Raw genomic sequence first — 14,888 nt, 5'->3', positions numbered from 1 at the left:
AATAAAGTCGAAGTAATTCAATCTATCGGAATAAAATTGTCTTTTTTTATCCTTACCTTATTATCGGAAAAACAAGATCAGGTAAAAAGAGACAATTTTAACATTCTAATGAATCAACAAATTTCCTTTCAATTCCGCCCGGGGGATCTTTATTTGAGCTACGCCACAAGCATAGGCACCCAATACATACTGGGCGTAAGTAAAGCACAACTCTTTCTGATTAAAATTAATCGTCGTCACGGCGTCTAATGTCGGATCGGTAGTAAAACAATCATCCGGATTTTCAAAATGCGCTTTTAGCAAGGTATTGATCGCTTCCTCTTTGGAGTAATTCACAATATCCTTCGGAGATAGCAGTTTTTGGTTTTTCACATCATAATTGAAAGCATAAAAACTGGTCATTCCGTGCGCTCCCCCCGTAAAAGTGTAAACCGTTAAAAGAACACTCACGTATTCGTCTGTCGCCATAAATACACTATCACCGGCAACTAACTCATAAGTCCATATCGGGCGATCTGTCGTATCCGTAGCATAGGTTTTAAAAAATTCGGTCGCATCTGCTTTCAAACTATCGACCAATTCATTTAAACATTTCTGGATTTCTCCGTTTAACACCTCACAGCTCTTGTTTGCAGCCGGATTCGAAGAAGAGAAAACCGAATGTTTTACTTCAATACTCCAATCTCCTGTCGTATGAGACAAGTGATCCTGTTTTACGTTCAGATTTTGAATTTTAGGTTGACATCCGGCCAAAACAAAGGCTAAGAGTGTCGCAATCATTAATGTGTTTCTCATGTTTCTGTGCTTTTAATTTGTCACGAATATATAAATTTAACTCCAAAGAAAAACTAAATTAGTAAAATATTCTATCCACGTCACTAACTTTAAACCTTTACTTTTACGTAAGTCATTTCTCAAAGTTATCTATTAAACAGAAAACATAATAAAAACTATTTTTTACGATGTAATTATGTCAGTAAAATCTGCTATTTTTGCAGGTAGGCATAATTCAAAAATAGAAATTGGAAAATGGAAGATATAAGAGCCATCAAGCAACGATTCGAAATTATCGGTAATGATTTAAAATTAAACAGAGCGATAGAAAAAGCAGTACAAGTTGCACCCACGGACTTCACCGTCATGATTACAGGAGAAAGTGGCGTGGGAAAAGAGATCTTCCCGAGAATTATTCACAGTTACAGTAGTCGTAAACATGCCCAATACATTGCTGTAAACTGCGGTGCCATTCCGGAGGGAACCATCGATTCCGAACTATTCGGACACGAGAAAGGTTCATTCACGGGAGCATTGTCAGACCGGAAAGGATATTTCGAAGTAAGTAACGGAGGTACTATTTTCCTGGATGAGGTAGGAGAATTACCTTTATCCACTCAAGCTAAATTATTACGCGTACTTGAAGCCGGAGAATTCATTCGCGTCGGTTCTTCGAAAGTGCAAAAAACCGATGTAAGGGTTATTGCGGCAACCAATGTGGATCTTCCTACGGCGGTAAAAAACGGTAAATTCAGAGAAGATCTTTATTATCGGATCAGCACCATCCCCATTCAAATCCCTCCGCTTCGGGAACGCAAAGAAGATATTGTCTTGCTTTTCCGTAAATTTGCGGCAGATTTTGCCGAAAAGTACCGCATGCCAGCGATTAAACTTTCGGAAGATGCTGCTCTCGTGTTGGAAAATTATTCCTGGCCGGGTAATGTCAGGCAATTAAAAAACATTACCGAACAAATCTCTATTCTGGAGCAGGAACGAATCGTCGATGCTCAAACACTGAAAGAGTATCTCCCGCGACAAGGTAACAATCTCCCGACTCTGACCAATATCCCCGAAAACGATCAGAGTTTTGCCAATGAAAGAGAGATCCTGTATAAAATTCTTTTCGACATGAAAAAAGACATGAATGACTTAAAACAACTCGTGTACGAGATCATGCAAAAAGAACAGATAGAAAAAACGGATATCAAACCTTCGACCTCTATTGTTCTCCGGAATCTATACGAAACCTCTCCGACAGAATTCGGGAAACCGCCTGTTACAAAAGTTTTCACCAAAGAGGAAGAACACATCGAAGATACCGAGGCCGTTATTGAAGAATCCCTTTCCCTGGAAGAAAAAGAGAAAGAGATGATCATAAAAGCGCTGGAAAAAAACCACGGGAAACGAAAATTAGCAGCGCAAGACCTCGGAATTTCGGAAAGAACCTTATATCGAAAATTGAAAGAATACAATATCGAAAATTGATTCTTGGAAAAGTTTATTACTTTTGTTCACTTGGTTTTATAAATTACTTATGATAAAAAAAATTATACCCATATTACTATTGGCTATCGGATTTAGTGGTTGTAAGTTAGCAAGCGTAAGCTACTCTTTTACCGGAGCACAGATATCTCCCGATGTGAAAACATTTTCCGTCGACTATTTTTCGAACAAAACCGCATTCGCTCCGGATTTGGGATCAAATTTCACAGAAGCATTGAAAAGCTACCTCCGTTCCAGGACGAACCTGACGGAAGTTACCAACAATGACGGAGATGTACGTTTCGAAGGACAAATTGTCGGGTTTTCCCAACGCCCGATGGAGATACAGAATAATGAAGTAGCGGCATCCAACCGACTAACCATTGAAATCAGGGTAAAATTTACCAACACGAAGGACGAAACAGGCAAATCAAACTTCGATTCCCGGTTTTCTCATTATCAAAATTACGGTATAGATGAGGATTACGATGCCATCGAGGCCGATTTAATCAAAAAAATCGTTGATGAAATTATCGAAGACGTATACAATAAGGCATTTGTCAACTGGTAACATTTAACAGATCGGTGAATTTAAACGAACTAATCGGATTAATTCATTCGCATGAGGCGGAAGGAGAAAAATTAAAAGCATTGGAAAGCTTAATAGAAAAATTCCCCTACTTCGCCGTTCCCCGAATGGTATACCTGAAACTACTACATGTTTCAGGACATATATCCTATACTGAAAAATTAAAGCAAAGCACCATCCACATTCCCGATCACAAACAATATTACCGGTACCTGCACGATATGATCCCCTTAGAGGAAAAAACGACATTTACCTTTTCAGAATCTGACGAGGGAAACCAGGTTGCCATTGAATTCATTAAAGACACGGAGGAAAGCGACCTGAAAAAAGTCCCCTCATCTCCTGTAACGCCGTTATTGATACCTTATCGAATCGAAAACGAATTTCCCGACGAAGAAATTTTGCCGATAAGCGAGATCGCACATGTCTTAAGAAAACCCTCAAAAAACAAAAACACGAGTCAGGATACTCTCATAGAAGAGTCCGACCAGGAAAGCAAGCTTATCCGGAAAGAACCAGAAGATCCGAGTACAGACTCCGATATCGCCATAGAAGAAAACGAAAGTTTCTTTTCGGAAACATTAGCTAAAATATACGTGAAACAAAAACTATATGACAAGGCTATCGCAACTTATCTAAAATTAAGTTTGAAATATCCGGAAAAAAGTATTTACTTTGCAAACCAAATTGAAAAAATTAAAGAGATAATAAATAATAATACGAATTTATCATGTACATAGCTATTTCTGTTTTGATCTTTATTGTTTGCGCTTTACTTATATTGATTGTTTTGGTGCAAAATTCAAAAGGAGGTGGGTTATCTTCCACTTTTGCTTCCTCAAACCAAATTATGGGTGTAAGAAAAACAACAGATTTTCTGGAGAAAGCGACATGGACATTAGCAGGAGCCATGTTGGTTCTATGTGTTGCAGCTTCAATGCTCATTCCCAGAGAAGAACAAGGAGGTAAATCTGCCATTCAGGAAAAAATCGGTAATATGGCCGCTCCGATACAACAGTCAATGCCTGACTTCTCAACGGGAAATACAGACAATAGTACGGCAAATCCGTCTGAAGAAAATAAAACTTCTACTCCGGAAGAAAAATAAGAAACAATATAACGACAAAACTCGTAAACTAATAATGTCAGTATGTCAGTCATACTGACATTTTTTTGTTTGGCACGGAAAATGCAAGTTTTTTGTCGTGATTAAAAAACGAATCGAAATAATTAATATAAACTTTTAAACGGTAAGAATTATGGCACTAAAGACTGTTCTTAGCAAAATCATCGTAGAGCCGGTAGAGGCAGAAACAAAGACAGCATCTGGGATTATCATTCCGGATTCAGCACAAGAGAAACCACAAAAAGGAGTTGTCATCGCAACAGGTAATGGAAAACACGATGAACCAATGGAGATTAAAGTTGGCGATACCGTTTTATTCGGGAAATACGCCGGAACAGAACTCCACATTGATGATAAGAAATATTTAGTAATGAATCAAACGGACGTTTTGGTTGTCCTCTAATCTCAAATCGTAAATCTTAAATCAAAATTTAAATTAAAATCGTTATGGCAAAAGAGATAAAATTCAATATGGAAGCCCGCGACTTACTGAAAAAGGGCGTTGACGAGTTGGCTGATGCAGTAAAAGTAACCCTTGGTCCGAAAGGTCGCAATGTTGTGATCGAGAGAAAATTCGGAGCCCCTCACATTACGAAAGACGGAGTTTCCGTGGCAAAAGAAATTGAATTATCCGATCCCTATGCAAACTTGGGAGCCCAAATGGTAAAAGAGGTTGCTTCCAAAACGGGAGATGATGCCGGAGACGGAACCACGACCGCAACTATTTTAGCCCAATCCATCATTAACGTAGGTTTAAAGAACGTTACAGCCGGAGCCAATCCGATGGATTTGAAGAGAGGTATCGACAAAGCAGTCGTAGCCGTAGTTAAGAGCCTGGAAGCACAAAAAGAGGAGGTAGGAGAAAATTACGAAAAAATTCGTCAGGTAGCCCGTATCTCCGCCAATGGAGACGACACGATCGGTTCCCTGATCGCTGAAGCCATGAAGAAAGTAACCAAAGAGGGAGTTATTACCGTGGAAGAAGCAAAAGGAATTGAAACCGAAGTAAAAGTAGTAGAAGGTATGCAATTCGACCGGGGATATATCTCTCCCTATTTTGTAACCGACACGGAAAAGATGCAAGTAGAATTTGACAATCCTTACATCTTACTATACGATAAAAAAGTTTCTACCATGAAAGAGTTACTTCCGGTTCTGGAGCCGGTAGCTCAATCAGGCCGTGCTTTATTGATTGTAGCTGAAGACGTGGAAAGCGAAGCTTTGGCAACATTAGTGGTGAATCGTCTGAGAGGTTCATTGAAGATTGCCGCTGTTAAAGCCCCCGGCTTCGGAGACCGCAGAAAAGAGATGTTGGAAGACTTAGCCATCCTAACCGGTGGAGTCGTTATCTCCGAAGAAAAAGGATTGAAACTGGAAAGCACAACCATCGATATGTTGGGGAGAGCTGAAAAAGTGACCATCGACAAAGAGAATACAACCATCGTAAACGGAGCCGGCAAAAAAGAAGCTATTGTCGAACGAGTAAATCAAATCAAGAAGATGATTGAGAACTCGACTTCCGATTACGATAAAGAAAAATTACAAGAAAGATTAGCCAAATTAGCCGGTGGGGTTGCCGTTCTTTATGTCGGAGCCGCTTCTGAAATCGAAATGAAAGAGAAAAAAGACCGTGTAGACGACGCATTAAGCGCAACTCGTGCGGCCATTGAAGAAGGAATTGTTCCGGGCGGTGGCGTTGCCTATATCCGGGCCATTGAAACCCTGAACGGTTTAAAAGGTGAAAATGAAGACGAAACTACGGGTATCGAAATCATCAAACGTGCGATCGAAGAACCGCTTCGCCAAATTGCCCACAACGCGGGAGTAGAAGGAGCCGTTGTTGTTAATCGCGTAAAAGAAGGCAAAAAAGATTTCGGATACAACGCACGTACCGACGAATACCAGAACTTACTGGAGGCCGGAGTGATCGATCCGAAGAAAGTTGCCCGTGTCGCTTTGGAAAATGCCGCTTCTATCGCCGGAATGTTCTTAACGACTGAATGCGTATTAGTCGAAGAAAAGAAAGAAGAAGCACCGGCAATGCCCCCCATGGGCGGAGGAATGCCCGGGATGATGTAAAAACATTCTTATTGACCATAAAAAAACCGCTCGAAAAATCGAGCGGTTTTTTATTATCTTTCCTACGACACGACAGTATCATTAATATATTTTCACAGGATTTAATCGGTAAAAAACAAAAAAGGGGTAGCAATAGGGGCTTTTTTTATTTACTTTATATACCTTTACCGTCGCAAATTTTAATTTTGTTAGGAAAAGTATATTTATGAATTATTCAATTCTTGATTTTCTCCAGTTAATCGGATCGCTGGGAGTGTTCCTCTTCGGAATGAAGATGATGAGTGAAGCCTTACAGAAGGTTGCGGGTGACAAGATGAGGCACATATTGGCGGCCATGACCTCCAACCGGGTAAAAGGTGTCATCACCGGACTATTAATTACAACAATCATTCAAAGCTCCTCCGCAACCACCGTTATGGTTGTCAGTTTCGTGAACGCGGGACTATTAAACTTAGTCGGCTCCATTGGAGTTATCATGGGAGCCAATGTCGGAACTACTTTTACAGCCTGGTTAATCTCCATTCTCGGTTTTAAGGTCAGTATGGTCAGCCTCTCACTCCCTTTAATCGGACTTAGTCTACCTTTACTTTTTTCAGCAAAACGGATTCGCAAGAGCTGGGGAGAATTAATTATCGGATTCGGTTTACTATTCATCGGATTGGATTTCTTGCAAAAATCGATGCCCAATATCCATGAAAATCCGGAGATCCTCAACTTTTTACACAATTACACGGACTTAGGATACGGTTCCTACATTCTATTCATGTTGATCGGAACGGCTTTAACCATCCTTATCCAATCCTCTTCGGCGACCATGGCCTTAACCCTGGTAATGTGCGCCAACGGCTGGATCGGCTTTGATATTGCCGCCTCCATGGTATTAGGAGAAAACATCGGAACGACTATTACAGCCAACCTGGCTGCCATGATAGCAAACACAACAGCCAAAAGAGCAGCCTTCGCCCATTTTTTATTTAACGTATTCGGAGTCATCTGGGTCCTTTCCATCTTTCCTTTTTTCTTAAGATGGGTTGCGGGACTTAGTGAGCACCTCGGGATTGGCGATCCTTTTACCAATATCGGTTCCGTACCGGTTGCCCTCTCTCTGTTTCACACCTGTTTCAATGTAGCTAACGTCGTCATTCTTATCGGCTTCACAAAAGTGATCGCCCGATTGGTTACCCGCATTATCAAATCGAAAGAGACGGCCGACGACGCTTTTACTTTAAAACACATTAAAATCGGATTACTCTCTACTCCGGACGCTTCCCTCTTCCAAGCGAAACAGGAGATTGCGCATTATGGAAATAACACCTTGGATATGTACCGACTCGTCGTGGAATGTTTACATACCCCTACGAAAGATTTCGAGAAAAAATTCAATAAAATCGATAAGTTAGAAGATGAAAGTGATTTGGTGGAAGTCGAGATTGCCGATTACTTGACCAAGGTCTCGGAATCCAAACTTTCAACCGAAAACTCTCAGCGTGTCCGGGCCATGTTCCGTATCGTTTCCGAAATAGAAAGCATTGCCGATTCTTCCTTAAATATAGCCAAAGCCATTGGTAGAAGAAACAATCAAAATATCGTCTTTCCGGATTTCATAGACGAGAAGTTACAACACATGCTCGATATTGTGGACGAGGCTTTGATTGTTATGTGTGCCAATCTGGCCATAGAGTATAAAGAAGTGAAGGCTAAAAAAGCTTATGAGGTAGAGCAAACAATCAATGATTACCGGACGATTCTACAACAGGAACACCTCACGGCAATCGAAGAGAAAAAATATGATTATGCCACCGGTATTATTTATAGTGATATTTTCTTCGAATGTGAAAAAATCGGGGATTATGCTATCAACGTCACGGAAGCAATAAAAGAGATCGGCGTCGACAATTGATTCGTATTTTTAATGATCTATAAATCATAATTCTTAAATAAAATGGCACAAGAAGATGTATTTAAAAAATTGGTAGCACATTGTAAAGAATACGGGTATGTGTTTCCATCTTCCGAAATATATGACGGGTTAGGAGCCGTATACGACTACGGGCAATACGGGGTGGAATTAAAAAATAACATAAAAAAATACTGGTGGGACTCTATGGTTCTACTACATGAGAATGTAGTAGGTTTGGACTCTGCCATTTTTATGCATCCGACCATATGGAAAGCTTCCGGACACGTAGATGCCTTTAACGATCCTCTCATCGATAATAAAGATTCCAAAAAGAGATATCGTGCGGACGTATTAATCGAAGAGCACATTGCCAAGTACGAGGATAAAATCGAAAAGGACGTTGCCAAAGCCAAAAAAAGATTCGGGGAAAGTTTCGATGAAAATCTTTTCAGGCAAACCAACCCACAAGTAGTGGAAACCCTCCGGAAAAAAGAGGAACTGACAGCAAGAATGTCCAAAGCACTAAACGACAACGATCTGACGGAGTTACGACAAATTATTATCGACAATAAAATCGTATGTCCTATTTCCGGAACTTGTAACTGGACAGAAGTCCGTCAATTCAATCTGATGTTTTCTACCGAAATGGGATCAACAGCGGAAGGAGCAAGTAAGATCTATCTTCGTCCGGAAACAGCTCAAGGAATATTCGTAAACTTTTTGAATGTACAAAAAACCGGAAGAATGAAAATACCTTTCGGTATCGCCCAGATCGGTAAAGCTTTCCGGAATGAAATCGTGGCACGGCAATTTATTTTCCGTATGCGGGAATTCGAACAAATGGAAATGCAATTCTTTGTACGTCCGGGCTCTGAATTAGAGTGGTTCAAAAAATGGAAAACAACCCGTATGAGCTGGCATCAATCGTTAGGCTTCGGTACAGAAAATTATCGTTTTCACGACCACGAAAAATTAGCCCATTATGCAAATGCGGCTACGGATATCGAATACCGTTTCCCCTTCGGTTTTAAAGAGGTGGAAGGAATTCATTCCCGTACCGATTTCGATTTAAAACGCCACCAAGAGTTTTCAGGTAAAAAAATACAATATTTCGATCCCGAATTAAATGAATCCTACGTTCCTTACGTGATTGAAACCTCTATCGGTGTAGACCGGATGTTTTTACAAATTCTTTCGGCAGCTTATCACGAAGAGGAGATCAGCAAAGAAGACGGTTCGAAAGATTCCAGAGTTGTCCTTAAACTACCGGCAGCCTTAGCTCCGATAAAATTGGCAGTCATGCCGTTAGTGAAGAAAGACGGTCTACCGGAAAAAGCAGAAGAGATCATGAAACTATTACGCTTAGACTTCAGGTGCCAGTACGATGAAAAAGATTCCATCGGAAAACGTTACCGTCGTCAAGACGCTATCGGTACTCCGTTCTGTATTACCATCGACCACCAGACACTGGAAGACAACGCCGTTACGATTCGTTACCGGGATTCCATGGAACAGGAACGAGTTGCCATCGACCGTCTCTTCGATATACTGAAAGCCAAAACAGATGTAAAGCAATTACTAAATCAAGTTATTCTGTAAACTTATAGAAACATATACTGAAAATCGCTGTTTTTGGGGACAGCGATTTTTTTTGATCACCATTTTTCAACCAGTTTTATAAACGTCCTTTTTATAAAATACAAACAAATTGAATCCTTTTATCTTTTTATATTACAGGCTTCGTTTCTTTTAACTTCCCTCTCTCAACTTTCAATTTCTCATGTCGTATATAGCTCTATAATATTCTATTAGAAATTTATAATAACCTAATAATTGTAATGCTATGAGAAAATGGACTTTTCTATTGTTGATCGCCGTAATATGCGGTTGTTATTCCGAGACTCGCGCACAGGTCAACGTAACCTCCGTATCAGCCAAGAATGATGCGGACAATTTTTACAAAATGATGAAAGAAGCTTTTCCCCTCTCTTTCAATGATCCGGCCTCGCCGCGATTTGTTTTTTTCAATAAAAACAAAAATTTTGTTTTCGGTGTCGGCGGCTTTGTCCAAGTACAAGGATTATACGATTTTAACGGTGTTCCCAATGATAACTATTTCACAACGAATTCCATCGCTCTCAAGGGACAGCAAGCAGGCGGACGTTATGGCATTACAATAGGTCAATCCCGTCTATTCTTCAAATTAGTCGGAGACACGGAGGTCGGTCGTTTAGTAACTTATATGGAGATGGAATTCGAAGGGGAAAATAATACGCCTATTTTAAGACAAGCCTTTATTAAATTCAAAGGATTTACGATCGGTAAAACCTGGAGTACTTTCTGTGATATCTCCGCAGGTCCTGCAACGATAGACGAAGAAGGTCCCTCGAGTGAAATTGCATTACGTCAACCTCAAATCCGCTATACCTATGACTTCACGAAAAACTTGCAAGCTTCTTTAGCCATAGAATACGTGGAACCCTCCTACACGGATGCCAAATTCACAGAGTATATTCATCAACGAATTCCGGATATTCCCTTAACCGTAAGATATGCGTTCAAAGACGGTAGTCATTTACAAGCAGGAGGTATCCTAAGAAACATGTACTATAAAAATACGGCAAAAGATAAAGACAAAATAGTAACCGGCTGGGGTGTCGCATTAAGCGGTATTTGGCAATTTGCAAAAAATACCTCGTTCAACTTTCAAGGTGTTTACGGAAAGGGTATTTCCAACTACATTCAGGATCTCTCCGGTATAGGCTTAGACCTGGTTCCGAGTGAAACAGACGATTCCCGTTTAAAAGCATTTAACGCCTGGGGAGGTTTTGCCGGTTTTGCCCATCAATGGAACGAAAAACTCTCTTCAAACATCATGTATAGTTACGCCAGGGTATTGGACCAATACGGAATGCCAAGTACATCTTATAAATACGCTCAATATGCTGCCGCTAATCTATTCTGGGATTTTTCCGAATACGGAAGTTGCGGTATTGAATACGTGTACGGACGTCGTAACGATTTTAACAAAGACTATGGCAATGCCAACCGTATCAATACCATGATACAGTATAGGTTCTAAAAAAGTAAGATATCGCTATTTTTATCAATAGGCCATTCCTGGAGAACAAATGTTTTATCGGGAATGGCCCTCTTTTAATAAACGAACGGCCTCCTCTCTATCTCTTTCCAATTGTTCCTTCAATTCATCCACTCCGTCAAATTTCTGCTCCCCGCGAAGTCGGGCAACAAAATCTACCGTTAATGTTTGCCGGTATATATCCCGTGCAAAATCAAACAAATGAACCTCAAGAGAAGTTTTTCCGTCATTACTCACGGTAGGACGAATCCCTATGTTTAACATCCCCGAGTAGACCTCTTCGCCGACTTTTACCCGCACGACATATACTCCATTCGCCGGTAATAACTTTCGCTCATTGTCTACTTGCAAATTAGCCGTGGGAAATCCCAACTTTCTCCCCAACCGATGTCCTTCAATCACCTCTCCCGTAACGGAATAAGGATAACCTAAAAATAGATTCACCTGTCTGATGTCTCCAATGGCCAAAGCATTACGAATCTTGGTGGAACTCACGTTCACGTGCTCCGTTACAAACACCTTTTCCTGTTCCAGTAAAAAATGATATTTTTGAGATAAGTGCTGCAAGTTTTCAAAATTTCCGGTCCGGTCTTTTCCGAATCGATGATCGTATCCCACGACCAGAGCTTTTATACCGATCCTATCTATCAAAATCTGTTTTACGAACTCCGCGTAAGACAATTCGGATAACTCTCGGGTAAATGCAAGGATAATCAAATGGTCGATGCCACAACGTTCCAAAATAGAGATCTTTTCCGATAAAGTCGTCAATATTCCCGGTTTCTTTTCCATGGGATAGAGTACTTCCCGCGGATGAGGCTCAAAACTTATGATTACAGACTCTCCTCCCATTTGCCGGGCTTTTTCTTTCAAATGCTCGATCACACTCAAATGTCCCAAATGTACCCCGTCAAAACTACCGATTGTGACAACCGGACGATTTATTTCTATATTTTCAACACCATAATGAACCTTCATGATCAACCTTTAATTACTTAAAATCCTTGTCACAAAAGTAATACAAAAAATAGTAAAGAAGCTGTCCGGATTCATTTATCGAACAGCTTCTTCCACTTTTATGTCAAAAATAACAGCATCAACCGCATTTAGAGGATCCGCAAACCTTACAGATTAAACACCCCTCTTGATAAACAACAGATTTTGAACCGCAATTTTCACAAACAGATCCCGTGGCCTCCGTTCCGTCCGGAATAAATTTCCTTAAGGCACGTTCCACTCCGTTTTTCCAAGTATTGATATTCTCATTATCGAATTCCATTGCCGCTACCAGTTCCACTATCTGAGAAATAGGCATTCCGTAACGCAATACACCGGAGATCAGTTTGGCGTAATTCCAATACTCTTTATTGAATTTATAAGATAATCCCTCCACGGTCGTTTTGAATCCCCGTTTGTTTGAGAACTGGAAGTCGTAACGGCTATTCCCGTCCTCGTCTACATTCTTCACGATCTTTCCATCCGTCACAGCCTTCGGTAACATGATTCCCTCTTCGTCGTCGGCAATACCCGTAAAGATTTCATAGGGTTGTCCCTCGTACAATCCGATAAAGGCAATCCATTTTTCTTTATTATTCTGGAAACGTACAATTTCTGCATCCAACTCTTTCGGACGCTTCGAAGGCATACTTCCCGTCTCCTGTTTTTTCTCTTTATTAGCGACCAACACTCCAGAACGGGAACCGTCCCGGTAAACCGTACATCCCTTGCATCCGCTCTTCCATGCCTCGATATAGAGTTGTCCGACCAACTCTTCTGTCACGTCGGCCGGCAAATTTACGGTTACGCTAATAGAATGATCCACCCACTTTTGGACACGTCCCTGCATCCGGACTTTAGCAACCCAATCAATATCATTGGAAGTCGCTTTATAATAAGGAGATTCGGCCACCATGGCATCAATTTCCTCGTTGGTATAATGTTTATGAATATCATAACCGTTCTTCTCCATCCAAACCATAAACTTATGGTGGAACACGATGAACTCCTCGAAACAATCTCCCGTTTCATCCGTGAAATCGACGTGTACATCTTTATCATTCGGATTTACCTTTCTTCTCCGTTTATATACCGGCAAAAAGACCGGCTCGATTCCGGAAGTGGTTTGTGTCATCAAACTGGTCGTTCCAGTGGGAGCAATCGTCAGACAGGCAATATTCCGGCGACCGTATTTAAGCATCTCTTCATACATCTCGGGAGCAGCCTCCTTTAAACGCAAAATAAACGGATTATTTTTCTCCCTTTCGGCATCAAAAATCTTAAAAGCACCTCTCTCCCGAGCCATATCAACAGAAGAGCCGTAGGCGGCGATCGCTAATCTTTTATGTACGTCCACGGAAAAATCGATAGCCTCATCACTTCCGTAACGTAATCCTAAAGCGGCCAGCATATCTCCTTCCGCCGTAATTCCCACACCGGTACGTCTTCCCTCTTTCGCTTTCTGTTTAATCTTATGCCATAACCGAACTTCAACCCCTTTCACCTCTTCCTCCTCCGGGTCTCCATCAATTTTATCCAGAATGGCATCGATTTTCTCCAATTCCAGGTCGATGATATCATCCATTATACGCTGAGCGATTCCCACGTGTTTATCAAACAGCTCATAGTCAAATGAAGCATTCGGAGTAAAAGGATCTTTCACGTACGAATAAAGATTGATCGCCAACAACCGACAGGAGTCATAAGGGCACAATGGTATCTCACCACAAGGATTCGTGGAAACGGTACGATAACCCAGATCAGCGTAACAATCAGGTACACTTTCCCGAATGATCGTATCCCAGAATAAAATACCCGGCTCGGCCGACTTCCAGGCATTATAAACAATCTTATTCCATAATTTTACAGCACTAATCTGTTTTATATTTTTCGGGTTTTCGGAATAAACCGGATATTTTTGAACATATTCGCGTTCATCCACGACAGCCTGCATAAATTCATCGTCAATCTTCACAGAGATATTGGCTCCGGTTACTTTACCTTCCGTCATTTTAGCATCTATAAAGCTTTCCGAATCCGGATGATTAATGGATACACTCAACATCAGGGCACCCCGACGGCCATCTTGTGCCACTTCCCGGGTCGAATTGGAGTAACGCTCCATAAAAGGTACTATTCCGGTTGAAGTTAAAGCCGAATTTTTAACCGGCGATCCCTTCGGGCGAATATGAGACAAATCGTGTCCCACTCCCCCTCTTCGTTTCATCAACTGTACCTGCTCTTGGTCAATCTTCATGACTCCTCCATAAGAATCGGAAGGACCTTCATTTCCGATAACGAAACAATTGGATAAAGAGGCAATCTGAAACTCATTACCAATACCTGTCATCGGTCCGCCTTGAGGTACAATGTACTTGAAATCTCTCAATACCTCAAAAATCTCCTCCTCGCTTAACGGATTCGAATACCTTCTTTCTATACGGGCTATCTCCGATGCCAACCGACGATGCATATCGTTCGGATTCAACTCAAAAATATTCCCATAAGAGTCCTTTAAAGCATATTTGCTAACCCAGACCCTTGCCGCCAATTCATCTCCCTTAAAATATTCAAGAGAGCTCGAATAAGCTTCTTCCTGCGTATAAACCTTTTTTTGTTCCACGACTTCTTTTTGCTTTTTAATTAGAGTAGTAGTTTTTTCCATTTTATATAATAAGTCTTTTTTTATTTTCACTTCTGACCAAACAAAACTAAATAAAAAAAACTTCTTGGAAAAATATTTTTACTAACACTAATAAAAAGTTTTCCGAATTAAGCACATAATATACTATATATTAAATACTTATAATTTCATAAGATACAGAAAAAAATTCAAAAATAT

At 40.7% G+C, this 14,888-nt stretch carries 12 protein-coding genes; 9 read left to right on the top strand and 3 right to left on the bottom strand.

What is annotated here, in order from left to right; all coding sequences use genetic code 11:
• Nucleotides 1-105 precede the first annotated feature (105 nt).
• A complete protein-coding gene (locus QZR76_RS03210; protein ID WP_294140339.1) occupies nt 106-795 on the bottom strand; it encodes a DUF4163 domain-containing protein in 690 nt (229 codons plus the stop codon).
• Nucleotides 796-1,029: 234 nt separating this feature from the next.
• Here QZR76_RS03210 and QZR76_RS03205 point away from each other — a divergent pair, with 234 nt between their 5' ends.
• The 9 genes from QZR76_RS03205 to QZR76_RS03165 all read left to right on the top strand — a co-directional run bounded on the left by QZR76_RS03205 (nt 1,030) and on the right by QZR76_RS03165 (nt 11,032).
• Nucleotides 1,030-2,259, top strand: coding sequence for a sigma-54 dependent transcriptional regulator (locus QZR76_RS03205; protein ID WP_294140337.1), 1,230 nt, complete (start codon nt 1,030-1,032; stop codon nt 2,257-2,259).
• 49 nt (nt 2,260-2,308) lie between these two features.
• On the top strand, nt 2,309-2,827 hold the full coding sequence (gene lptE / locus QZR76_RS03200; RefSeq protein ID WP_294140335.1) for an LPS assembly lipoprotein LptE: 519 nt from the start codon (nt 2,309-2,311) through the stop codon (nt 2,825-2,827).
• Nucleotides 2,828-2,841: 14 nt separating this feature from the next.
• A complete protein-coding gene (locus QZR76_RS03195) occupies nt 2,842-3,585 on the top strand; it encodes a hypothetical protein (protein WP_294140333.1) in 744 nt (247 codons plus the stop codon).
• The gene (secG, locus tag QZR76_RS03190; RefSeq protein WP_294140332.1) at nt 3,576-3,953 is read left to right on the top strand and encodes a preprotein translocase subunit SecG; all 378 of its coding nucleotides are present in this window, start codon (nt 3,576-3,578) and stop codon (nt 3,951-3,953) included. The genes QZR76_RS03195 and secG overlap by 10 nt, the downstream gene beginning before the upstream one ends.
• Nucleotides 3,954-4,104: 151 nt before the next feature.
• On the top strand, nt 4,105-4,374 hold the full coding sequence (locus QZR76_RS03185) for a co-chaperone GroES (protein WP_041503344.1): 270 nt from the start codon (nt 4,105-4,107) through the stop codon (nt 4,372-4,374).
• Nucleotides 4,375-4,418: 44 nt separating this feature from the next.
• Nucleotides 4,419-6,050: a chaperonin GroEL gene (gene groL / locus QZR76_RS03180; RefSeq protein ID WP_294140330.1), complete on the top strand. Its 1,632-nt coding sequence runs from the start codon at nt 4,419-4,421 to the stop codon at nt 6,048-6,050.
• Between the two features lie 205 nt (nt 6,051-6,255).
• A complete protein-coding gene (locus tag QZR76_RS03175; RefSeq protein ID WP_294140329.1) occupies nt 6,256-7,950 on the top strand; it encodes a Na/Pi cotransporter family protein in 1,695 nt (564 codons plus the stop codon).
• 42 nt (nt 7,951-7,992) lie between these two features.
• Nucleotides 7,993-9,549, top strand: coding sequence for a glycine--tRNA ligase (locus QZR76_RS03170; protein ID WP_294140328.1), 1,557 nt, complete (start codon nt 7,993-7,995; stop codon nt 9,547-9,549).
• A gap of 244 nt (nt 9,550-9,793) precedes the next feature.
• Nucleotides 9,794-11,032: a DcaP family trimeric outer membrane transporter gene (locus QZR76_RS03165; RefSeq protein ID WP_294140326.1), complete on the top strand. Its 1,239-nt coding sequence runs from the start codon at nt 9,794-9,796 to the stop codon at nt 11,030-11,032.
• Nucleotides 11,033-11,086: 54 nt separating this feature from the next.
• Here QZR76_RS03165 and QZR76_RS03160 read toward each other — a convergent pair whose 3' ends face one another.
• Both QZR76_RS03160 and QZR76_RS03155 read right to left on the bottom strand, forming a co-directional pair.
• Nucleotides 11,087-12,028, bottom strand: a complete 942-nt coding sequence (locus QZR76_RS03160) for a bifunctional riboflavin kinase/FAD synthetase (RefSeq protein ID WP_294140324.1) — start codon at nt 12,026-12,028, stop codon at nt 11,087-11,089.
• Between the two features lie 118 nt (nt 12,029-12,146).
• Nucleotides 12,147-14,711, bottom strand: a complete 2,565-nt coding sequence (locus QZR76_RS03155; RefSeq protein ID WP_294140322.1) for an adenosylcobalamin-dependent ribonucleoside-diphosphate reductase — start codon at nt 14,709-14,711, stop codon at nt 12,147-12,149.
• Nucleotides 14,712-14,888: the final 177 nt, after the last annotated feature.

Origin of the sequence: uncultured Sanguibacteroides sp. (assembly GCF_900543425.1) — a bacterium.
Lineage (GTDB): Bacteria > Bacteroidota > Bacteroidia > Bacteroidales > Marinifilaceae > Gabonibacter.
This window is presented reverse-complemented; position numbering and strand designations above follow the sequence as displayed.

Coding starts and splice junctions, on each gene's coding strand:
- QZR76_RS03210 (WP_294140339.1), bottom strand. CDS start 795: ATGAGAAACACATTAATGATTGCGACACTCTTAGCCTTTGTTTTGGCC.
- QZR76_RS03205 (WP_294140337.1), top strand. CDS start 1,030: ATGGAAGATATAAGAGCCATCAAGCAACGATTCGAAATTATCGGTAAT.
- lptE (WP_294140335.1), top strand. CDS start 2,309: ATGATAAAAAAAATTATACCCATATTACTATTGGCTATCGGATTTAGT.
- secG (WP_294140332.1), top strand. CDS start 3,576: ATGTACATAGCTATTTCTGTTTTGATCTTTATTGTTTGCGCTTTACTT.
- QZR76_RS03185 (WP_041503344.1), top strand. CDS start 4,105: ATGGCACTAAAGACTGTTCTTAGCAAAATCATCGTAGAGCCGGTAGAG.
- groL (WP_294140330.1), top strand. CDS start 4,419: ATGGCAAAAGAGATAAAATTCAATATGGAAGCCCGCGACTTACTGAAA.
- QZR76_RS03175 (WP_294140329.1), top strand. CDS start 6,256: ATGAATTATTCAATTCTTGATTTTCTCCAGTTAATCGGATCGCTGGGA.
- QZR76_RS03170 (WP_294140328.1), top strand. CDS start 7,993: ATGGCACAAGAAGATGTATTTAAAAAATTGGTAGCACATTGTAAAGAA.
- QZR76_RS03165 (WP_294140326.1), top strand. CDS start 9,794: ATGAGAAAATGGACTTTTCTATTGTTGATCGCCGTAATATGCGGTTGT.
- QZR76_RS03160 (WP_294140324.1), bottom strand. CDS start 12,028: ATGAAGGTTCATTATGGTGTTGAAAATATAGAAATAAATCGTCCGGTT.
- QZR76_RS03155 (WP_294140322.1), bottom strand. CDS start 14,711: ATGGAAAAAACTACTACTCTAATTAAAAAGCAAAAAGAAGTCGTGGAA.